This window comes from Carboxydocella thermautotrophica (assembly GCA_003054495.1).
Lineage (GTDB): Bacteria > Bacillota.
Genome location: CP028514.1, coordinates 678,001 through 699,936 on the forward strand (window position 1 = coordinate 678,001; position 21,936 = coordinate 699,936).

At 53.3% G+C, this 21,936-nt stretch carries 20 protein-coding genes; 19 read left to right on the forward strand and 1 reads right to left on the reverse strand.

Features of this window, described 5'->3' with window-relative positions; translation table 11 throughout:
* The first annotated feature begins 11 nt into the window (after positions 1-11).
* The 10 genes from CTH_RS03365 to CTH_RS03410 all read left to right on the forward strand — a co-directional run bounded on the left by CTH_RS03365 (position 12) and on the right by CTH_RS03410 (position 11,829).
* Complete coding sequence (locus CTH_RS03365; protein ID WP_107753034.1) at positions 12-3,515, forward strand: DNA polymerase III subunit alpha; 3,504 nt, start codon at positions 12-14, stop codon at positions 3,513-3,515.
* Positions 3,490-5,085 (forward strand): phosphodiester glycosidase family protein, encoded by a 1,596-nt coding sequence (locus tag CTH_RS03370; RefSeq protein ID WP_159073808.1) that lies wholly within the window; start codon positions 3,490-3,492, stop codon positions 5,083-5,085. Before CTH_RS03365 ends, CTH_RS03370 begins: the two co-directional genes overlap by 26 nt.
* 81 nt (positions 5,086-5,166) lie before the next feature.
* Positions 5,167-5,640, forward strand: a complete 474-nt coding sequence (locus CTH_RS03375) for a phosphatidylglycerophosphatase A family protein (RefSeq protein WP_078664272.1) — start codon at positions 5,167-5,169, stop codon at positions 5,638-5,640.
* Positions 5,641-5,692: 52 nt separating this feature from the next.
* Positions 5,693-5,923 carry a trp RNA-binding attenuation protein MtrB gene (mtrB, locus tag CTH_RS03380; protein WP_078664271.1) on the forward strand — a complete coding sequence of 77 codons (231 nt, stop codon included), beginning with the start codon at positions 5,693-5,695 and terminating at the stop codon, positions 5,921-5,923.
* Between the two features lie 45 nt (positions 5,924-5,968).
* Entirely contained in the window at positions 5,969-6,178 is a 210-nt protein-coding gene (locus CTH_RS03385; RefSeq protein ID WP_078664270.1) for a hypothetical protein, read from the forward strand.
* 25 nt (positions 6,179-6,203) lie between these two features.
* Complete coding sequence (gene accD, locus CTH_RS03390; protein ID WP_107753038.1) at positions 6,204-7,085, forward strand: acetyl-CoA carboxylase, carboxyltransferase subunit beta; 882 nt, start codon at positions 6,204-6,206, stop codon at positions 7,083-7,085.
* Entirely contained in the window at positions 7,085-8,044 is a 960-nt protein-coding gene (locus CTH_RS03395; protein WP_107753041.1) for an acetyl-CoA carboxylase carboxyltransferase subunit alpha, read from the forward strand. The genes accD and CTH_RS03395 overlap by 1 nt, the downstream gene beginning before the upstream one ends.
* A gap of 98 nt (positions 8,045-8,142) precedes the next feature.
* Positions 8,143-9,105, forward strand: coding sequence for a 6-phosphofructokinase (gene pfkA, locus CTH_RS03400; protein ID WP_078664267.1), 963 nt, complete (start codon positions 8,143-8,145; stop codon positions 9,103-9,105).
* Positions 9,106-9,123: 18 nt separating this feature from the next.
* Positions 9,124-10,872, forward strand: a complete 1,749-nt coding sequence (gene pyk / locus CTH_RS03405; RefSeq protein ID WP_107753043.1) for a pyruvate kinase — start codon at positions 9,124-9,126, stop codon at positions 10,870-10,872.
* Between the two features lie 54 nt (positions 10,873-10,926).
* Positions 10,927-11,829 carry a DMT family transporter gene (locus CTH_RS03410; protein WP_078664265.1) on the forward strand — a complete coding sequence of 301 codons (903 nt, stop codon included), beginning with the start codon at positions 10,927-10,929 and terminating at the stop codon, positions 11,827-11,829.
* Here CTH_RS03410 and CTH_RS03415 read toward each other — a convergent pair.
* Positions 11,826-12,800 carry a hypothetical protein gene (locus CTH_RS03415; protein ID WP_143311757.1) on the reverse strand — a complete coding sequence of 325 codons (975 nt, stop codon included), beginning with the start codon at positions 12,798-12,800 and terminating at the stop codon, positions 11,826-11,828. The genes CTH_RS03410 and CTH_RS03415 overlap by 4 nt on opposite strands.
* Before the next feature lie 199 nt (positions 12,801-12,999).
* Here CTH_RS03415 and CTH_RS03420 point away from each other — a divergent pair, with 199 nt between their 5' ends.
* The 9 genes from CTH_RS03420 (at position 13,000) to CTH_RS03460 (ending at position 21,934) form a co-directional block, all read left to right on the forward strand.
* The gene (locus tag CTH_RS03420) at positions 13,000-14,190 is read left to right on the forward strand and encodes an MFS transporter (protein WP_207656826.1); all 1,191 of its coding nucleotides are present in this window, start codon (positions 13,000-13,002) and stop codon (positions 14,188-14,190) included.
* Between the two features lie 75 nt (positions 14,191-14,265).
* Complete coding sequence (locus tag CTH_RS03425) at positions 14,266-14,796, forward strand: RNA polymerase sigma factor (RefSeq protein WP_078664262.1); 531 nt, start codon at positions 14,266-14,268, stop codon at positions 14,794-14,796.
* A complete protein-coding gene (locus tag CTH_RS03430; protein ID WP_107754254.1) occupies positions 14,793-15,938 on the forward strand; it encodes a DUF4349 domain-containing protein in 1,146 nt (381 codons plus the stop codon). The genes CTH_RS03425 and CTH_RS03430 overlap by 4 nt, the downstream gene beginning before the upstream one ends.
* Before the next feature lie 70 nt (positions 15,939-16,008).
* The gene (gene polA / locus CTH_RS03435; RefSeq protein WP_078664260.1) at positions 16,009-18,537 is read left to right on the forward strand and encodes a DNA polymerase I; all 2,529 of its coding nucleotides are present in this window, start codon (positions 16,009-16,011) and stop codon (positions 18,535-18,537) included.
* Between the two features lie 2 nt (positions 18,538-18,539).
* Entirely contained in the window at positions 18,540-19,367 is an 828-nt protein-coding gene (mutM, locus tag CTH_RS03440) for a DNA-formamidopyrimidine glycosylase (protein WP_078664259.1), read from the forward strand.
* 60 nt (positions 19,368-19,427) lie between these two features.
* A complete protein-coding gene (gene ytaF / locus CTH_RS03445) occupies positions 19,428-20,060 on the forward strand; it encodes a sporulation membrane protein YtaF (protein WP_159073809.1) in 633 nt (210 codons plus the stop codon).
* Between the two features lie 109 nt (positions 20,061-20,169).
* A complete protein-coding gene (gene coaE / locus CTH_RS03450) occupies positions 20,170-20,763 on the forward strand; it encodes a dephospho-CoA kinase (protein WP_078664257.1) in 594 nt (197 codons plus the stop codon).
* Positions 20,764-20,836: 73 nt separating this feature from the next.
* Positions 20,837-21,418: a lytic transglycosylase domain-containing protein gene (locus CTH_RS03455; protein ID WP_318262748.1), complete on the forward strand. Its 582-nt coding sequence runs from the start codon at positions 20,837-20,839 to the stop codon at positions 21,416-21,418.
* Positions 21,419-21,478: 60 nt separating this feature from the next.
* Positions 21,479-21,934 (forward strand): Lrp/AsnC family transcriptional regulator, encoded by a 456-nt coding sequence (locus tag CTH_RS03460; protein WP_078664255.1) that lies wholly within the window; start codon positions 21,479-21,481, stop codon positions 21,932-21,934.
* Positions 21,935-21,936 lie beyond the last annotated feature (2 nt).

The following is a 21,936-nucleotide window of genomic DNA, read 5'->3' on the forward strand; positions in this document are numbered from 1 at the left end:
TGGTGCCGCCATTGAGTTTTGTTCATCTTCATGTTCATACTGAATACAGTTTGCTGGATGGAGCGGCCCGAATAAAAAAGCTGGTACAGAAGGCAGTCGAACTGGGTATGCCTGCCCTGGCCATCACTGACCATGGCGCCATGTTCGGCGTGATCGATTTTTATAAAGTCTGCCGTCAGGCGGGGATTAAGCCCATCATTGGCTGTGAAGTGTATGTGGCTCCCCGCAGCCGCTGGCAAAAAGAGGCCAAAATGGATGAATCCCCCTATCACCTGGTGTTACTGGCGGAAAACGAGCGGGGATATCGCAACCTGGTGACTCTGGTTTCCCTGGCTTATACCGAAGGCTTTTATTATAAACCGCGGGTGGACAAGGAGCTTTTACGCCAGCACAGTGAAGGCCTGATCGCCCTCAGTGCCTGTTTGGGCGGGGAAGTGGCCTGGCATTTGAGCCAGGGCCAGGAGGAGTTGGCCCGGCGGGCTGCGCTGGAATACCGGGAGATTTTTGGGCCGGCAAACTTTTTTCTGGAGCTGCAAAACCACTACCTGGAGGAACAGCTGCGGGTTAATGCCGGTCTGGTGCGCCTCAGTCGGGAACTGGGTTTGCCGCTGGTAGCTACCAATGATGTGCATTGTGTAGAAAAAACTGATGCGGAAGTACAGGAGATTTTACTCTGCATCCAGACCGGTAAAACCCTGGAAGATGCGGACAGGATGCAATTTGAGAGCCGGGAATTTTACCTCAAGTCCCGGGCGGAAATGGAGCTGGTACTGGGCCAGTATCCCGAAGCCCTGGATAATACCCTGGCCATTGCCGAGCGTTGCCAGCTGGAACTGGAATTCGGCCGTTTACATTTGCCCGAATATCAGGTGCCAGAGGGGCATAATTTGGACAGCTATCTGGAAGAGCTTTGCCGGGAAGGACTCAGGCAGCGCTACCAGCCGGTTACGGCGGAAATGGAGGCCCGGCTGGAGTATGAACTGGGTGTAATTCGGCGGATGGGCTATTCCGGCTATTTTCTCATCGTCTGGGACTTCGTCAACTATGCCCGCCGGCAGGGGATTTTTGTCGGGCCCGGCCGGGGCAGTGCTGCCGGCAGTCTGGTGGCCTATGTGCTGGGTATCACCAACATCGACCCTCTACGTTATAATTTACTGTTTGAGCGGTTTCTCAATCCGGAACGGGTCAGCATGCCGGATATAGATATCGATTTTTGCTTTGAACGGCGGGAAGAAGTAATCCAGTATGTGATCGAAAAATACGGAGCGGACCGGGTTTGTCAGATCATCACCTTTGGTACGATGGCGGCAAGGGCGGCAGTGAGGGATGTGGGCCGGGTACTGGGACTACCCTACGGGGAAGTGGATAGGGTAGCCAAGCTCATCCCCGCTGAACTGGGGATGACTATTGAAAAGGCCCTGCAGGTTTCCGGTGAGCTCAAGGCCCTGTATCAGGAAAAACCAGCGGTAAAGAGATTACTGGACCTGGCGGCAGCGGTGGAAGGTATGCCCCGCCATGCTTCTACTCATGCGGCCGGGGTAGTGATCGGAAAAGAACCCCTGCAGGAGGTGATCCCCCTCTATCGTTCCGCTGATGGGATTATTACCACCCAGTTTGCCAAGGAGACGGTGGAAGAAGTCGGACTGTTGAAAATGGATTTGCTGGGGCTGCGCACCCTGACGGTAATGCGGGATACCCTGGCTTATATCCGGGAAAGGCACGGTATCGAACTGGATCTGGATCAACTGCCGTTGGATGATAGAGCGACTTATGAACTTTTAAGCCGGGGAGAAGGAATCGGTGTCTTCCAGCTGGAATCCGCGGGGATGCGGCAGCTGTTGCGGGAACTGAAACCGGAGTGTATTGATGATATCATCGCTCTGGTGGCCCTCTATCGGCCTGGCCCCCTGGGTTCCGGCATGGTGGAGGATTTTATCAGGAACAAACATGGCCAGCAGCAGATTAAATATCTGCATCCCAAACTGGAACCAATTTTGCGCTCTACCTACGGGGTGATTCTCTACCAGGAACAGGTGATGCGGATAGCTTCTGACCTGGCAGGCTTTACGCTGGGAGAAGCGGACCTGTTGCGTCGGGCCATGGGCAAGAAAAAACCTGAGGTCATTGCTGGACTGCGCCAGCAATTTGTGGAGGGGGCGGTGGCCAATGGAGTAGAAGCGGAAGTGGCCGGACAGATCTTTGATCTGATGGAATATTTCGCCGGTTATGGCTTTAATGCCAGCCACTCGGCGGCCTATGGCCTGCTGGCCTACCAGACTGCTTACTTGAAAGCCAACTATCCCGAGGAATTCATGGCTGCCTTGCTAACCTCAGTGATGGGCAATGCCGATAAAGTAGCCATTTATATTGAAGAATGCCGCCGCATGGGGATTAAGGTTCTGCCTCCGGATGTTAACCAGAGCGGGCTGGGATTCACTGTGACCGAAGCAGGAATTAGAATGGGCCTGGCAGCCATCAAGAATGTGGGGCAGGGGCCGATCCAGGCCATTATTGCGGCCAGAAACGATGGGCCTTTTCTCTCTTTCCAGGACTTATGCGAGCGGGTGGATTTATCCCAGGTTAACAAAAGAGTGCTGGAGTCTTTGATCCGCGCCGGGGCGCTGGACAGCCTGGGCGGACACCGGGCCCAGTATATGGCAGCTCTGGATTTAATGGTAGAACACGGTCAACAGGTACAACGGGAACGCGCTGGCGGCCAGCTCAGCCTGTTTGATGTGCTGGGGGAAAAGGAGGCAGCGGAAATTCCCCTGCCGCAGGTTCCTGCCTGGACGGAGGCAGATATATTACAGAATGAAAAGGAATATCTCGGGCTCTATATTTCCGGCCACCCGCTGGACCAGTTTCGCACCTTACTTCATTCTCCTGGCTTTACCCCTCTGGCGCAACTGGGGGAAATGGCTGAAGGTAAGATGGTCTACTGTGGCGGCTTGCTGGTGGAAATCAAGCCCACTCTTAGCCGGCGGGGGGAAGAAATGGCCTTTGCCTGGCTGGAGGACCTGGCCGGGAAAGTGGAGCTGGTTATCTTCAGCAGTATTTTGAAAAAATACCGGAGTCTGTTACAACCGGAACGTACCCTGGAGATTAAGGGCAAGGTCAACCACAATGATGACGGAGTTAAGCTGCTGGTGGAAGAGGTATTGCCTCTAGAAGATTTTGTGCTGCCAGCACTGGAACCCCGGGCTCCGCAATTTCGGCCTTTAATACAGGTTTATCTGCGTTTACCAGGACCCCGGGCACAAGCGCTGGAAATCCGGGAAAAGGTGCTGACCTTGCTGTCCCGTTATCCCGGCCCTCATCCGGTGGTACTGGTCTATGTCAGTCCTGCGGGTAAGGAGGCGGAATACTTGCCGGTCAACTGGCGAGTAGAGCCAGGGGAAAGCATGGTGAAGGAATTGCAAAACCTGCTGGGCGAAGGGACGGTAGTGACCAGACCCTTCATAGCCAGAACCAATGGGAAGGAGCGAAAATATGAAGCGGCACAACCGATGGCTTAAAAGAATAGCGGTGTTCATTTTAATGACCTGGTTGCTGGGCGGGCTACAGGGGGAAGCGGCCACAGCTACGGTAACAGTTACTCAAAAAGGAGCAGCGGTGAGCGGTGGACCAGGGGTAAGTTACCGGCAGTATGATATAAAAATTGGCAGCAAGAAAACCCTGCTAAAAGCAGTAAGTGTGGATTTAAAGACTCCGGGCTTACGCCTGGCCGTGGCTCTGGGCGGAGGCCAGGTGGGAAAAACCGCATCCCTGGAGGCGCTGGCCCGCAGCAAGAATGGCATTGCGGCAGTAAATGGCACTTATTTTAACTCCTATTCCGATTTTCAGCCTCAGGGCAATCTGCTGGTTGAAGGTATACCGGTTCATACCGGCAATACCGGTACTACTGCCCTGTTCACTCGGACAGGGGAGCTGTTGATGGAAAGACTGCAAAGCGAAGTAACAGGGAGTATCAATGGTTCCTGGGATTATCGCAACAACTGGTATGCCTGGGGGCTAAATCACGTCTATGCTGAAGCTGATGCCAGTGCTGTCTTCACACCGGCCCGCGGCCTTAGGACCGGGACCCGTTCCGGAAAAGAAGTGATTGTTCGTCAGGGCCGGGTGGTGGCTATCAGTGGGCCCAACTCCCAGATTCCGGCGGATGGTTTTGTTATTCATTTTGGCCCGGGACCGAAGGCCCAGGCCCAGTTCAGCAAATTCAGAGCTGGCGACCGGGTGCAATGGCGGCTGAACTGGCATATTGGCAGCAAGACCGGTCCGGTTCTTGACTGGCGCCGAGGGGCAGTTGGTCTGGGGGCAGGACCGCTACTGGTTAAGAATGGCCGGGTGGTAGTTAACCCGCAGGCGGAAGGAATTACTCACTGGAAACAGACGCAGGCTGCCGGGCCCAAAAGCTTTGTGGCCATCCTGCCCGGCAAGGTTGTGTTAATGGGCAATATCAGTGACGCTACCGTATACCAGCTGGCAGCAGTTTTGCAGAAACTGGGCGTCAGGGATGCCATGGCTCTGGATGGGGGAGCTTCTACCGGTCTGTACTGGCAGGGAAAATATCTTACCCGCCCGGGGCGGCTGTTGAGCAATGCCCTGGTGGTAGTACGGGGAAGTGCCTGGCCAGCTGCCCAGGTCAAACCTGGCTGGGAAATTGCCGCCGATCTGGTTAAAGCGGGCAAATTTGAGGAAGCCTTACAGTATGACCCGCAAAATCCAGATGCCCATTATCAGCTGGGGTTGAAACTGAAAGCGGCTGGGCAACTGACTGAAGCTGCCCGGCATCTGGATGAAGCTTTTCGGTTAAATCCCCGCAATGAGGAGGCTATCAATACCCTGGGCTGGCTTTATTACAGTCAGCGCCAGTATGACCTGGCAATCCAGGCTTTCCAGGAGGAAATTCGCTGGTTTCCGCAGAAAGCCAATGGTTATTATGGACTGGGCCTGTGTTATGCCGCCTGGGATGTGAAGGACTACGCTGCAGCCAGGCTAAACCTGAACAAGGCCGTGGCTTTAGATCCCGGTGGCACCGTTGGGGCAAAGGCCAGAGCAGCTCTGGCCAGTTTGCCCCAGGTATAAGAAATTTTTCGCTAGTGGCAGCATGGTTCGCCCTGCCCTCCTTCGTGCATATGATAGGATACCTGAAGGAGGGGAAGAAGTATGAGTCAGGAGATGCTGGCCCTGTTAAAAGAGCGGGGAGTAGATGTCCGGGATATAGCCAGAATCGTGTTGAGGTTGCAAAAGCCCTTTAGTCCGGAACTTACCCTGGAAGAGTGTCTGGAGGCAGTCCATAGCGTATTGCGCAAGCGGGAAGTACAATATGCTTTGCTCACGGGACTGGCTCTGGATAAACTGGCAGAGCAAGGGCTGTTGCCTGAACCCTTACAGACCATTGTGGCGGGAGATGAACCTCTGTATGGAATAGATGAAAATCTGGCCATGGCTATTGCTAGTATTTATGGGACAGTGGGAATTACCAGTTTTGGTTATCTGGACAAGAAAAAGATGGGAATTATCGGCAGACTGGATAAAAACAAACTAAATCGCGTAAATACCTTTCTGGACGACCTGGTGGCTGGTATTGCCGCTGCAGCTTCTGCCCGGATTGCGCATCATTATTGCAAAACCCCCTGAGCTGTGATAACATTTAAGCTGAAATAAGTGTGAACAAAAAGAGGTGGCCGTTTTGTTAAACCTGGAAGATATTGCGGGTGACTATATTGTGGTCAAAGCCAAAGAAAATGGAGTGACTATTATCGGTTTGACCAGGGGCAAAGACACCAAATTTCATCATTCGGAAAAGCTGGATCGGGGCGAAGTGATGATCGCCCAGTTTACTGAACATACTTCAGCTATTAAAATCAGAGGCAAGGCTTCTATCTATACCAAACATGGTGTGGTGGAAGCGGGAGAATAACCAGAGAAAACCTGGCCGGAGAAGGAAAAGGGAGGGCGGAAAAAGGTGCTAAAAGTAGTTTATATCGCTCCCAGCAAAACGGCAGCGGAAAAACTGCGGGATGTGCTGATGGCAGAAGGGTTTCTGGTTTCACTACGTCCGGTGGGCCTGGCCAGTTCCACCCAGGATGACCGCGCTTATGAAATACTGGTTCCGGCTTCCGAACTGGAAGACGCTCTGGAAGTTATTAACAACCATGCTGTTTATGGACGTTAAAGGGAAATGAGGTGAAAGCCCGTTCATGGCTTTAAAGGATTTATTTAAAAAGCCCAAATATGTGACGGTCCAGCCCGGACCGGCTAAACCGGCAGAACCGGCAGTTAAACGGGAAATACCGGAAGGACTCTGGCAAAAATGTGCTAAATGCGGTCAGATTGTGTTTATAAAAGAACTGGAACGCAATCTCAAAGTTTGCCCCCATTGCCAGTTCCATTTCCATCTCACTGCCCGGGAAAGGATTCAGCAGTTAGTGGATGGGGACAGCTTTGTCGAACTGGATGCCGGGCTTACTTCCGTAAATCCGCTGGGCTTTCCCGGCTATGAGGGCAAACTGGCTGAAGCCCAGAGCAAAACTGGCTTAAAGGAAGCTGTTGTGTGTGGTACTGCCACCATTGGGGGCCAGCCTGTAATGCTGGTGGTGATGGACAATCAGTTCATTATGGCCAGCATGGGCTCAGCGGTAGGGGAAAAAATCACCCGGGCTATTGAGGCTGCTATTGAACGGCGGTTACCGGTAGTGGTTTTTGCCACTTCCGGGGGAGCCCGCATGCAGGAAGGCATTCTCTCTCTGATGCAAATGGGCAAAACCAGCCTGGCGGTGCGCCGATTGAAAGAGGCAGGCCTGCTCTACATAACGGTTCTGACTGATCCCACTACCGGTGGGGTGACTGCCAGTTTTGCCTCCCAGGGGGACATCATTCTGGCTGAACCGGGTGCTCTCATCGGCTTTGCCGGGCCCCGGGTGATTGAACAGACCATCAGACAGAAGTTGCCGGAAGGGTTTCAGCGGGCGGAGTTTTTGCAGCAACATGGTCAGGTGGACAGGGTAGTACACCGCAAGGAACTGGCAACGGTACTGACTAAACTGCTGGCCTGGCACCAGCCTCAGGAGGTGAAGGCTTAATGGCTGTGACTTTACTGGAGTTTGAAAAGCCTCTCCTGGAGCTGGAAAACAAAATCGCGGAACTGAGGAAATTTTCCCAGGAGAAGGGGATTGACCTCTCGCGAGAAATCGCTACTCTGGAGGAAAAAGCCCGGCAGCTGAGTCAGGAGATCTATACCAACCTGACACCCTGGCAGAAGGTGCAAATCGCCCGTCATCCCCAGCGGCCAACCACCCTGGACTATATTAATTTAATTTTTGATGATTTCATCGAATTGCACGGTGACCGCAATTTTGCCGATGATGCTGCTCTGGTAGGGGGGATTGCCCTCCTGGAAGGGCGGCCGGTAACGGTGCTAGGGCACCAGAAAGGGCGGGATACCAGGGAAAATATTGCCCGCAATTTCGGTATGCCCCATCCTGAAGGCTATCGCAAGGCCATTCGCTTGATGGAACAGGCGCAACGGTTTAAACGCCCCATCATCACCTTTATTGATACCCCGGGGGCTTTTTGCGGGATTGGGGCAGAGGAACGGGGCCAGGGAGAAGCCATTGCCCGAGCTCTTTACGCCATGGCTGGACTTTCTGTTCCCCTGCTGGCAGTAGTTATCGGTGAAGGGGGCAGTGGTGGAGCGCTGGCCCTGGGCCTTGGCAATAAGGTATATATGCTGGAATATTCTGTTTACTCCGTGATTTCCCCGGAAGGCTTTGCTGCTATTCTCTGGAAAGATGGCAGTCAGGCGCCCCGGGCGGCTGAAACCATGAAGCTGACCGCCCAGGATCTCCTGCAGCTGGGGGTAATAGATGGCATCATTCCTGAACCCCTGGCAGGGGCCCATCGGGATCATGAGTTTACAGCCAGCAAGGTCAAGGAGCAACTGCTCCAGGGACTGCAGGAGCTGGCCGGTCAGACGGGAGAACAGTTAATGGAACAGCGTTATCAGCGTTTTCGCCGTATAGGCAGTTTTCAGGAGGGATAAACTATTACCGATGAGGCATTGCCCCATCGGCTCCTTTATTACAAGGCTGGGACAGTTAAAGGCCCGCCAGGACAAAAAGTGGCAAGGGGGTAATTGGCATGAAAAGAATTGGCGTACTTACCAGTGGTGGCGATGCACCGGGCATGAATTCAGCAGTGCGGGCGGTGGTTCGGACTGCCATTTATCACGGTCTGGAAGTGGTGGGAATCGAACGGGGCTATGCCGGCCTGATCAATGGCGAAATGAGGCTGATGAATCTCAGTTCTGTTGGAGATATTGTGCACCGGGGCGGTACCGTTTTACGCACAGCTCGTTCCGAGGCCTTCCGCACTCCGCAGGGCAGGGCCCAGGCGGCTGATAATCTGCGCAAAATGGAAGTGGATGCCCTGGTTGTTATTGGTGGTGATGGGTCCTTCCGCGGTGCCACCTTGCTGGCCAATGAACATGGCATCAAGGTGATCGGCATTCCCGGCACCATTGATAATGACATTCCCTGCACGGATTACACAATTGGTTTTGATACCTGTGTCAACACGGTGCTGGATGCCATCAACAAAATCCGCGATACCGCTACTTCCCATGAACGCACCTTTATCATTGAAGTCATGGGGCGGCGGGCTGGTTACATAGCCCTGCAAGCCGGCCTGGCCGGGGGGGCGGAATCCATCCTCATCCCGGAAGTTCCCTTTAGCCTGGAGGATGTGGTGCAAAAACTTTTAAGAGGCCATGCCCGGGGTAAGTTGCATTCTATCATCCTGGTGGCAGAAGGGGCAGGCAGTGCCCTGGACATCGGTAAATATATTGAAGAAAAAACCGGTTTTGATACCAGGGTGACCATTCTGGGCCATATTCAGCGGGGTGGAGCGCCATCAGCCTTTGACCGGGTGCTGGCAGCCCGCATGGGTGCCAAAGCGGTGGAATTGCTGCTGGCAGGGGAGAGCAAAAAAATGGTAGGTATAGTTTCCGAGCAAATTAAAGACTTTGATATTGAATGGGCTTTGCAGCAGAAAAAGGAGATTGACCTGGAGGTCTATAAACTGGCCAATATTCTTTCGATATAGCAAGAGGAGGGAATTAAGGTGCGGCGTACCAAAATTATTTGCACCATTGGTCCTGCCAGTGAGCAGGTGGAGACTCTGGTTCAATTGATTGAAGCTGGAATGAATGTGGCCCGGCTGAATTTTTCCCATGGCACCCATGAGGAACACGGGCGGAGGGTGGAGGCTATCCGCCAGGCATCTGCTAAGGCCAACCGGCCGGTGGCCATCTTACTGGATACCAAGGGCCCGGAAATTCGCCTGGGGGTCCTGAAGGAAAAAATCACTGTCAACCCCGGGGACAAGCTGATTCTGACTGCGGAAGAGATGGAAGGAGAGGGCAACCGCATACCTGTAACCTACAAAGGTTTGCCTGAAGATGTGCGGGAAGGTACTTCCATCCTCATCGATGATGGCTTGATCGGCCTGAAAGTGGAGCGAATTGAAGGCACGGAAATTCACTGTGTAGTGGAAAATGGCGGGGAAATCAGCTCCCGTAAAGGGGTAAATGTTCCCGGTGCAGTTATCAACTTGCCTGCTCTTACTGAGAAGGACATTGCCGATATTGAATTCGGGATCAAGATGGGCATGGATTTTATTGCGGCCTCTTTTGTGCGCAAAGCGGCGGACGTGCTGGCCATTCGTGAGATTCTGGAAAAACATAGCTCAGATATGCAGATTATCGCCAAAATCGAAAACCATGAAGGGGTTAACAATATTGATGAAATCCTGAAGGTAGCGGATGGTATCATGGTGGCCCGGGGTGACCTGGGAGTGGAGATTCCCATTGATGAAGTACCGCTGGTCCAGAAAATGATCATCGAAAAATGCAACCGGGCCGGTAAGCCGGTAATCACAGCGACCCAGATGCTGGATTCCATGATCCGCAATCCCCGTCCTACCCGGGCAGAAGCTACCGATGTGGCCAATGCTATCTTTGATGGCACTGATGCGATCATGCTCAGTGGGGAAACAGCAGCGGGCAAATATCCTGTGGAAGCGGTAAAAACCATGGCTCGCATTGCCGAACGGGCGGAAAGGGCTTTGCGCTATGAGGAGTTAACGGTAAGGCGAGGGATAGTGCCGGAACGGACCACCACCGATGCTATCAGCCATGCCACGGTGACTACCGCCCATGATCTTGGGGCTTCCGCTATTATCTGTGCCACCAAATCAGGCCATACAGCCAAAATGGTTTCCAAATACCGTCCTCAGGCACCGGTTGTAGCCATTACTCCCAAAATGGATGTGGTCCGCAAGCTCTTGCTGGTCTGGGGGGTATATCCCCTGCTCTGTAAGGAAACCAAATCCACAGATGAAATGCTGAAGGTATCAGTGGAAACCGCCCTGGCTGCCGGTCTGATAAAAGCCGGTGATCTGGTGGTAATCACTGCCGGTGTACCGGTTGGGGTGCCGGGAACAACCAATTTGATCAAGGTACACACTGTGGGAGAGATTCTGGCCAAAGGAACCGGAATAGGGGCCCGGGCGGTAACAGGTACAGTAAAAGTGGCCCGCACAGCGAAGGAAGCGGAGGCCAAAATCAAGCCTGGCGATATTCTGGTTACCATCGCTACAGATAAGGATTTTGTACTGGTAATGGAAAAATGTGCCGCAGTGATTACCGAAACCGGTGGATTGACCTCTCATGCTGCCATTGTCGGCCTCAATCTGGGTATCGGTGTCGTAGTAGGTGTGGATAATGCTACTCACATTCTGGAGGATGGCACCCTGGTCACCGTTGATGGCATGCGGGGGCTGATTTATCGCGGAACTGCCAATGTTCTCTAATGGTGGTATAGCTCCCCTTTCTGTGCTATAATAGTCTCTGGGGAGGGGAAGAAAATGGACAAAAAATGGCAGGGACTGCTGGCAACTGTCATTTCGGCCATGGGCTTCGGCTCCATGGCCATTTTCGTTAAAATTGCCTATCAGCACGGGGCTGATCCCTACAGTTTGCTGGCTTTGCGCTTTCTGGCGGCCTGCGGGGTCCTCTGGCCTCTGCTGGTCTGGAAATATCCCGGCCAGTGGCGACTTGGACCGGTCCAAACCGTGCGTTTTGCTTTACAGGGCTGGCTGGGCTATGGGATTACGGCCATAGGATATTTCTCATCCTTGCAATATATACCGGCGGGGCTCACCGCTTTGATCCTTTATCTCTACCCCGCTTTGATTGCGTTGCTGGCCTGGTTTTTTGGCCTGGAGCGGCCTTCTTTCTGGCAATGGAGCGGAATAGCTTTGTCCTTTCTGGGTTGTGCCCTGGTGCTTAATCCTTTTGCGGGCGGGTTCAGCGCTACAGAGTGGCGAGGGATAGGTCTGGCTTTGCTGGCTCCAGGGGCTTATGCCCTGTTCGGGATACTGGGGCAGAAAAATGTTGAGGCGAAACCGCCAGTGGTTGTGACTGCCTGGATTTGCCTTGCCTGTGCCCTTTTGTTTAACGCGCTGGCCCCGCCCTGGCGCTGGTGGCCTGCTTTTGACAGTATAGGGTTGCTCGCCGGGCTTGCTATTGGAGTAGTTTCCACTGCTATGGCTATCCTGGGTTATCTCTACGGGATTGAAAAACTGGGGGCGAGCCGAGCAGCCTTGATCAGCAGTTTTGAGCCTGCCTTTACTGTCCTGCTGGCCGCATTTGTCCTGGGAGAGAATTTAAACCTGAAGGACTGGTTTGGACTACTGGCCATTCTAACCGGGGTAATGCTGGGACAATGGAAAAAAGAAAGAGCAGCCGCAACGGCTGCTCAATCTTAAACCTGGATTTCACCGCTGAAGCGGTTAACCAGGGTGCCATCGCCTTTTTTCACGACTACCTCCCAGGTATAGACACCAGGGGTGGCCCAGTCAGTGCGGCCGGGTTCCAGGGTGACTTTTTTATCCCAGACCACGGTGTTGAGGCCATCAGGCAGGGGTTCAGTAGGCCGGTCATAAATGACCGCAACTACCTGCTGCTGACTGTTGTAGATTCGAATCGATACATAGCTGGGTTCAGCCAGGTAAAAACGAATAGCATAGCCGGGAATGGCGGAGTTTTTCACCTCATCCACCCTTGGTACAGCATATAACCGGGCCAGCTCGTCTGCTGGCAGATTGTTTACCGGTTCCGACTGCGAGGACCCCGGTGGTGGAGTTATTACCGGTGGTGATGCCGACGGAGAAGGTGGAACCGGATTGTTTGTCCCCGGTGGAGTAGAGCTTCCCGTGCTGATGCTACCGCCGTTACTGTTGCCACCAGCTCCACTGCTGGAGCTGCCTCTCCCTGTACTGCTGCTGCCAGGGGTTTGCCGCCCGGGATTGCCGGGGCTAACGGCAGGAGGGCTACTGTTTGCCGGACGGTCACCTATCTTTACTGTCATTTTCCAGCGACTGCGGTTGCCGAACCGGTCCTGGGCGGTGAGCCAGAGGGTGTAGTTGCCTGCTGGCCAGTTTTTAAGGCTGATATTTACCCCGATAGGGCTTACCTGGTACCAGCGACCCTGGATGGGACGAACTAATGCCTTGCCTTTACTGTTATAGACAGCCAGCCAGACCCGGGATTTTTCATTAAAGCGAAAACGCAGGGGCCAGTTACCTCCGCTGACCAGAGGTGGATTGGGCTTTTGCAGCCAGCTGAGGACAGGCGGCTTGCGGTCTGTTATTTTTCTGGTGGTTTTAGCCAGAGCTGGTCCTGGAAAGGCTAATAGCAACAAGAGGAACAAACTCAACCACCTGGTTATTAGCTTCATAGTATCACTCCTCTATTTGATGCATGTTGGCCGCACACTCGTGACTTCAGTCATGAGTAAGGCCGACAAACATTGTACCCCTTGTCCCAAGTATACAACAAATGTAATAATATGTACAAGGGGTGAAGTTTTTGTGGCTAGCGTTAGCGAAAACACCGAGGAAGCGATCAAAAATTACATACGAGGAGGAAGAAGGCAATTGAAGAAAATCTGGGGACTGCCGCGGAATGTTTTCATACTGGGCTGGGTCAGTTTTTTCAATGACCTCTCCAGTGAGATTGTGATTCGTACCCTGCCCTTGTTTCTCAGCAATATCCTGGGGGTAAAGACTTCGGTTATTGGCTTGATTGAAGGGATAGCCGATACTACAGCTACCCTGCTGAAATTTCTGGCCGGCTATTTATCTGACCGGATTCGGCGCCGTAAACCATGGGTGGTAGCCGGTTATCTGATTCCGGCCCTTTCCCGGCCTTTTCTCTATTTTGCCAGTAGCTGGCTCTGGGTGCTGGGCATTCGCTTTCTGGACAGGGTGGGCAAAGGGATTCGCACCGCCCCCCGGGATGCGCTCATCGCTGATTCGGTGGCTCCGGAAGAGCGGGGGCAGGCTTTCGGTTTTCACCGGGCCATTGACCCCTTCGGAGCGGTGCTAGGAGCTACCCTGGCTGCCTTGCTGGTTTACTGGTCCCAGCAGGGGCAAGTACAACTAACGTTAACAGGCTATCGCTATCTGGTGCTGGCGGCGATCATTCCGGTATTTATAGGTACTATACTGCTGATTTTTTTTGTTAAGGAAGTGGAGCCGAAAGCGGAAAAATCAGCACTGAAGCAGGGATTGGACTGGTCTTTATCCGGGTTTGACTGGCGCTTTAAGGTATTTTTGCTGATTAATATTCTGTTTACCCTGGGTAATTCCAGTGACGCTTTCTTGCTGTTAAGAGCCCAGAACGTCGGTTTATCGGTGGTGCAGATATTCTTTCTGCTGGCTCTCTTTAATTTACTCACGACAGCAGTAGCGTGGCCCGCCGGTAAACTCTCTGACCGCATTCCACGGATTTATCTGATTGTTGGGGGCTGGCTGGTGTATGCTGTTGTCTATCTTGGTTTCGCCATAGCTGATAGCAGCTGGCAGGTCTGGTTTTTCTATGCCCTTTATGGAGTCTATTATGGCGCCACTGAAGGGGTGGCCAAGGCCCTGGTGGCGGACCTGGTTCCGGCGGAAAAGCGGGGGACAGCCTATGGCCTCTATAATTTCAGTCTGGGTATCAGTCTGCTGCCTGCCAGTCTGCTGGCGGGCTGGTTATGGCAATGGGCTGGTCCGGCTGCTCCCTTTTATTTTGGGTGCGGACTGGCATTGCTGGCAACAGCTGGTTTGTGGTATGTTTTTCGTTAAAAAAATTGTGAGCCGGGGGAACTTCTGGCTCATTTTTTTCGTCTAACTGATTGAAAGCGGAAAGGAGGCGAAGGGATGGAACTGGCAGAACTGCTGGCCCGCAGTCAAAAAGGGGATAAAGAGGCATTTGCCCGCCTGGCGGAACATTACCAGCCCTATGTCTGGCGCGTCGCCTGGCGTTTGATGGGGAACAGAGAGGATGCGGAAGATCTGGCCCAGGAGATCTGGCTGAAAGTCTTTTTACAATTACCGGGTTTCAAGGGGGAAGCGGCTTTTACTACCTGGCTCTATCGCGTGGCTGCCAATACCTGCAAAGATGCCCTTCGCCGGCGTTCCCGCCAGCAGGAAACAGCCTGGGAGGAAGAGATTGCTGTGACGGTCAGGGAGGACATCGAGGGGGAGCTGGAGGTCCAGCAGCTGTTAAATCAGCTGCCGCCAGAACAGCGCCTGATTTTGATTTACCGGGATGTACAGGGTTTCAGTTATGAGGAAATTGCCGCTATCCTGAGGATTAATCCGGGGACAGTCAAATCCCGTCTGGCCCGGGCCCGGCAGAATTTGCGCCAGCTCTGGCTGTCTGCCAGGGAAAGGGGGAGGGAACTATGACCTGTGAACGCGTGAAAAAACTGCTGTCTCCTTTCCTGGATGGGATGCTGACAGAAAAGGAAAGAATGGCAGTGGAGGAGCATCTGGCTACCTGTACCGCCTGTCAGCAGGAAAAAGAGGAGCTGCAGCGCTTGCAGAAACTGCTGGCGACTGAACCGGAGCAAACACCGGGTCCTGATTTCCAGCAGAGACTCAAAACAAGGCTGGCCCGCCAGCCTTTAGGTGCCGGGCACTGGTGGCTGCGGTTGAGCAAGGGCAAAATCGTTACTGGTGTAGCCAGTCTGGTGGCAGCTTTGCTGCTGGTGACTGTGGTCAGCTTTAGCCTCTGGCCTGGTGTTCGGGCCTTACTAAATCAAGAGAACGTTTATCATTCATATGCAGACCCAACTTTGACGGCTAAGAGTATGGCAGGGGCCCCAATGAAAGAATCGGGCAGTCCTCCTGCCTCCTCGAGTACAGTTGAGCGCAAATTGATTGTGACCGCTACTCTGGAAATCGCCGTAAAAGATGTGCAGGCCAGTTTCGAGCGCCTGCAAGCCAGAGCGGGACAATTTGGAGGCTATGTGGAAAATGCTTTTCTCCAGGGTAACCAGGAGAGGGAGGACCAGGTGCAGTCGGCCAGTGTTACGGTGCGTTTGCCAGTTGCCAAACTGGACAGCTTCCTGGCCGGTCTGGGTAAGGAAGGCCGCATCCTTACCAGCCAGCGCAGCAGCCAGGATGTTACCCTGCAGTACACGGACCTGGAAGCAAGGCTGAACAATCTTAAGGTCCAGGAAAAAAGGCTGCTGGAACTGTATCAGAAAGCCACCAAAGTGGAGGATATCCTGCGCATGGAGGAGCAGGTGGGCCGGGTGCGGGGTGAGATTGACAGTCTGACGGCCCAGCTAAAAGTAATGAACAACCAGGTGGAATTTGCCACTATTACTGTTAATCTGCAAAAAGACCAGGCGGCCGGAATCGGTGTAGATGGGGAAGGATTCTGGGCCCAGCTGCAACTGGCCTTCTGGGAGGGGACCAATCAGCTGGTTCAGGATGCCTGGCAAGTGCTTCTGAGCCTGGTCTATAACTTCTGGCGCTTGCTCCTGGCCGGTGGAATTCTGGGGCTGGCCATCTTCTGGCTCAAGCGCAAACTGAAAAATTAGCAGGCATTTCCTACCCGGGGAAGTAGCCCCGGGCCTGTTTTTTTGTTAAAATACTTTTGAGGTGACAGGAATGAAAAAACTGCTGTTAATTGACGGCAATAGTCTGGTACATAGAGCTTACTGGGCCTTGCCTCCCCTGACTACCGGTTCGGGGGTACCCACCAATGCCGTCTTTGGTTTTCTTAACATGCTTTTAAAATTGCTGGAAGAGGAAAAACCTGACCTGGTGGCAGTAGCTTTTGATGCCGGGCGTCCTCAGTACCGGCTGGAGCTGTATCCGGAGTACAAGGGACACCGGCCCAAAACTCCTGATGACCTGCGGCCCCAGTTTCCCCTGGTCAAGGAAGTGCTGGAGGCTCTGCGCATAGCCCGCTGTGAGTTGGAGGGCTATGAAGGAGATGATATCATCGGCACCCTGGTGGAAAGGGCCAGGACAGAAGGGGGAATCAGGAGTCTAATTGTCACCGGGGATAAGGATAGTTTACAGCTGATCGATGAACAGACGGAAGTTTTGCTGTGCCGGAAAGGCATCAGTGATCTGGAGCGGTATAATTTTGAGAATTTAACGGAAAAGACGGGACTGCAACCGGCTCAGATGCTGGATTTGAAGGGGCTGATGGGGGACAGTTCTGACAATATCCCCGGTGTACCGGGGGTAGGGGAAAAAACCGCCCTCAAACTGTTACAGCAATATGGCAGCCTGGAGAACCTTTATCAGAACATAGGGGAGATTGCCGGGAAACTGAAGGAAAAGCTGCTCCAGGGTCGGGAATTGGCTTTTATGAGCCGCGACCTGGCCCGGATACGCCGGGATGTACCTCTGGCTTTCAGCTGGGAGGAACTCAGGCGCCGGCAGCCTGATTATCCCCGTTTGCAGGAAATGCTGACCAAACTGGAGTTTAAAACCCTGCTCAAACGGTTCGGAGATACAACCAGTGCTGAAATTGAGGTGAGGGCAGAGGAACCAGCGGTAGTTCCTGGCAGTGAAGCAGACTGGCAGCGTTTGCTGGCCGGAGCCCGGGAGGCAGGATACCTGGTTGTGGGATATAACCCTTATGGCAGTGGCGATGCCAGATTTAAAATCGAAGAGTTCTGGCTGGCAGCGGAACAGGGAGAGCTGGCTTTTCCTCTGACCCGGGAGCGGGTTCAAACGCTGGTCGGGCTGGGTTTGCCCGTAATTACTTATGATGTAAAAACCCTGAACTGGGGTCTAAGCAATGCTCTGGGGCAGGCGGTCTGGTTGAATCCAGCAGGAGATTTACTGTTGGCCCGATATTTACTGGATCCGGGCAAGAAACAGGAACCACCGGCCGGTTCACTGCTAAAAGCCTGGGAACAGGCCCGGGAACAGTTAGAAGCCAGGGATTTAACCCATTTATTGACTGAGGTGGAACAGCCCCTGGCTGAGCTGCTGTTCCGCATGGAACGGACTGGAATAAGGGTTGATGCCGGGGAGCTGGAACAGATGGGCCAGGAGCTGCAGGCAGCGATCCAGCGCTTGACCGGGGAAATTTACCAGCTGGCGGGGGAGGAGTTTAACCTTAATTCTCCCAAACAGCTGGGGGAAATTCTCTTTAATAAACTGGGTTTACCGGTGCTAAAGAAAACCAAGACCGGTTTTTCCACCAGTGCCGAAGTGCTGGAAGAACTGGCTCTGCATCATCCTATCGTGGAAAAAATCCTGGAGTACCGGCAGCTGGCCAAACTGCAGTCTACCTATATAGCCGGCTTACAACAGCTACTGGGGGCTGATGGGTTGATCCATACTACTTTTAATCAAGCCGTTACTGCGACCGGACGGTTAAGCAGCACCGAACCCAATTTGCAGAATATTCCGGTGCGGCTGGAACTGGGCCGCCGCATCCGCAAGGCCTTTCGGCCCCTGGAACCGGGACATAAATTGCTTTCTGCCGACTATTCCCAGATCGAGCTGCGCATTCTGGCTCATTTCAGTGGGGATCCGGAGCTGGTGGCAGCATTCCGGCATGGGGAAGACATTCATACCAAAACCGCCAGCCAGGTCTTTGGCGTACCGCGGGAAGCGGTAACCAGGGAAATGCGGCGGGCGGCCAAAGCGGTCAATTTTGGGATTGTCTACGGGCTCAGTGACTTTGGTTTGGCCCGGGACCTGAAAATCAGCCGGACGGAAGCCAGGGCCTATATCGAAAGCTATTTTCGCCAGTATCCCGGGGTTAAGGACTATATTAACCAGACCATAGCCCGGGCCAAAGAGCAAGGCTATGTCACTACTCTGCTGGGACGCCGCCGCTATTTGCCAGATCTGTTCAGCAGTAACCGGAATGTCCGGGCTTTTGGCGAGAGGACAGCAGTGAATACCCCGATTCAGGGGACAGCGGCGGATATTATGAAAGTGGCGATGCTGAAAGCCGATGCGGCCCTGAAAAGAACCGGGCTCAAGGCCAGAATGCTGCTGCAGGTCCACGATGAACTGATTTTTGATGTACCGGCGGAAGAAGTCCGGGAAGTAGCCCGGGTTCTCAGGGAAGCAATGGACACAGCAGTACAGCTGACAGTGCCCCTGGAAGTGGAAGTTAAGGCCGGAGATAACTGGTATGATATGAGTCAGCTGGAGGTGTAATTATGCCGGAATTGCCGGAAGTGGAGACAGTGCGACGCAGCCTTTCCCCTCTTGTGTGTGGCCAGGAAATCAGAGCAGTAGAGGTATTGCATCCGGGGGTAATCAAAGGGGTGCTGAATGCCCGGGCCTTCGTTACAAACCTGATGGGACGGCGTTTTGTGGAAATCCGGCGGCGGGGCAAATATCTGCTTTTTTTGCTGGATGATGGGCAGGTACTGCTGATCCATTTGCGCATGACCGGCCGACTGGTGCTGGCAGAGGCGGAGGCGCCTTTGTTGCCCCATACCCATCTGATCTGGCACCTGTCCAGCGGTCAACAGCTGCGTTTCAGTGATGTGCGCCGCTTTGGTGAGGTGCGGCTTTGCCGCCAGGAGCAACTGGAGATAGAGCCAGGGTTGGCCCGGCTGGGACCAGAGCCTCTGGAGCAGGAATGGACAGTGGCAACACTGGCGGCAGCTGTACGGGGGAAAAAAGCTCCCATCAAGAATATTTTGCTGAACCAGGAAATAGTGGCCGGGCTGGGCAATATTTATGCCGATGAGGCTCTCTACCGGGCAGGTATCAAGCCGGATCGGCCTGGTCAATCTTTGAGCCAGGAGGAGATCGAGCGCCTCTGGCTGGCAGTACGTCAGGTTCTGGCCGAAGGGATAGAAAACCGGGGCACTTCTTTCAGTGATTATGTGGATGGGCTGGGCCAGAAAGGCCAGATGCAGACAAGGCTGAAGGTCTATGGTCGCAGCGGTTCACCCTGCCACAGCTGTGGCACTATCCTGGAGAAAATGCGCCTGGCGGGCAGGAGCACCGTTTACTGTCCTGTCTGCCAGCAGTAACCTTTCCCTTGCCCTTGCCATATAGTGAGATAGACTTATCTGGCAAGGGAGGGAAAGAGGTTGAATTTACTGGTCGGTATTTTATTCGCGGTTGCGTTGAGTCTGGATGGACTGGCTGCGGGGATGGCTTATGGTTTACGGCAGATCAGGGTGCCCTGGTATTCTCTCCTGATCATCAGCCTGGCGTCTTCCGCTACTCTGGCCCTGTCCCTGCTGGGCGGAAAGGGATTGTATCGCTTTTTGCCTGCGGTCTGGGCGGAAAAGATAGGCGGCCTGATTCTGATCGGGGTGGGGATCTGGATTTTTGCCCAGAGGCTGGGCTCCGCTGAAGAAAGGGGAGAAAAAGAGGAGGCTACCCTGGTCAAATTTCGCATTCCCGGTCTGGGTTTAATTATCCAGATTTTGCGGGAGCCCCAGCAGGCGGACCTGGATCGCTCGGGAGTCATTTCACCAGTAGAAGCCCTCTGGCTGGGGGTGGCCCTGGCGCTGGATGCCTTTGCCGCTGGAATTGGCCTGGGTCTAACCGATGCCAGTATGTGGGAAATACCCCTGCTGGTGGGGGTAACCACATTTATTATGGTGGGAGGAGGCTTGAAACTGGGACAGGTTTGCAGTCGGCTGGCTTTTTCCCGCTGGGCAGCAATTTTACCGGGAATGATTTTAGTGGTATTGGGGATAAATAAATTGAGATGAACAACAAGGGGACCGGCAGCGGTCTTCTTTTTCTGTAATCCAGGGCAGGAATTGCCGCCTCAGGCTCGAATATATACTGTATATAATGTGCCTGAAAGGAGCGGTAACCGTGCGGGTAATCGGTCTGACCGGCGGTTTGGCCAGTGGCAAGTCCACGGTTTCGTCTTATTTAAAAGAAAAAGGGGCAGAAATCCTGGATGCGGATTTGATTGCCCGGGAACTGATGGCTCCAGGCCAGCCGGCCTGGCTGGAAGTAGTGCGCTATTTCGGCCGGGATGTACTCAATGAAGATGGGTCTATTAACCGGCAGGTGCTGGCGGAGAGAGTCTTTACCCGTTCGGAAGACCTGGCTCTGTTAAATGCCATCACTCATCCCCTGGTCAGACAGGAGATAGTGCGCCGCCTGAATGAGCTGAACAACCGTCCTACCCCACCTCCGGTAGCGGTGGTGGATGCACCTCTGTTAATTGAAGCGGGTTTGACCGACCTGGTGGAAGAGGTCTGGCTGGTGGCGGTAGAGCCGAAAATTCAGATTGAGCGGGCGGTGGCCCGGGGTATGGCAGCTGAGGAAGCGCAAAGAAGGCTGGCTGCCCAGTGGCCTCTGGACAAAAAAATGGTATATGCTACCAGGGTTATTGATAATAATGGAAGCAGAGAAGAGATGAAAAAGCAAGTGGATGAATTATGGCTCCAGCTGCTTTAAATGGAGTGGTTGTGGTTTGAAAAAGTATGGAAAAGGAAGAAAAAGAGCACTCTATTGGACAGGGGTAGCTGTTTTGTTTTTGCTGATACTCATTATCGGGCAGAGCCGGGCCCTGTGGAAATGGCTCTACCCCTTTCCCTATCAGGAGGTGATCTACCGGGAGGCGGAACGCTATCATCTGGATCCCTTACTGGTGGCAGCGGTAATTCATACGGAAAGCAAATTTAATCCCCGGGCCCGTTCGGAAAAAGGGGCCATTGGCTTAATGCAGCTGATGCCGGAAACTGCCCGCTGGGCGGCTTCACAACTGCAACTGGGGTCGGTAAAAGAGGAGGATTTGTTAAGGCCGGAGCTTAATATCAAGCTGGGATGCTGGTACATAAATCAGCTGGCTCGGGAGTTTAATGGTGACATGATAATCGTCCTGGCTGCCTATAATGGTGGCAGTGGCAATGTGCGGAAATGGCTGGAAAAAGAGAAATGGAGCGGACAGCATTCCACCATCGATGACATTCCTTTTCCGGAAACCAGAGCATATGTTAAAAAAACCCTGCGAGCTTATGAAATTTATCAAATTTTATATGCAAAAAATAAATTTTTGCAAAATTCTCAAGATATTCAGCAGGATTCTTACGAAAAACGTAGAAATATATAAAACACGCTACGAAAAAAGATTGTAAACTAGAACATCTCATGCTATTATTAGGAGGGGAAAATGAAAGGCCAGGGAGAAATTGACGCACTTGACCGTGAGATTATCAAACTGCTCCAGGAAGATGGGCGCAAGCCCTACACAGAAATGGCGCAACGCCTGGGAGTGAGCGAAGGGACGGTGAGAAGCCGGGTCAACCGCATGGTGGAGGAAGGGATTATAGAAATTGTTGTCCATGCCAATCCTGGCCGGGTAGGGTTACATACCCAGGCTATTATCGGCCTTACTACCCAGTTAGGGATGACCGAAGAGGTAGCCCAGCAGCTGATACCTTTCAAGGAGGTTCGCTTTATCGCTGTCTCCTCGGGGGCCTATGACCTGATTATCCAGGTTTACGTGGAGAACAATGAAAGGCTCCTGGAATTTGTCCACCAGAAGCTGGCCAGGATTCCCGGAATTGTCAGGGCGGATGTGTCGATTGAACTCAAAGTCTACAAAGACACCTTTGATTTTGTGTAGGG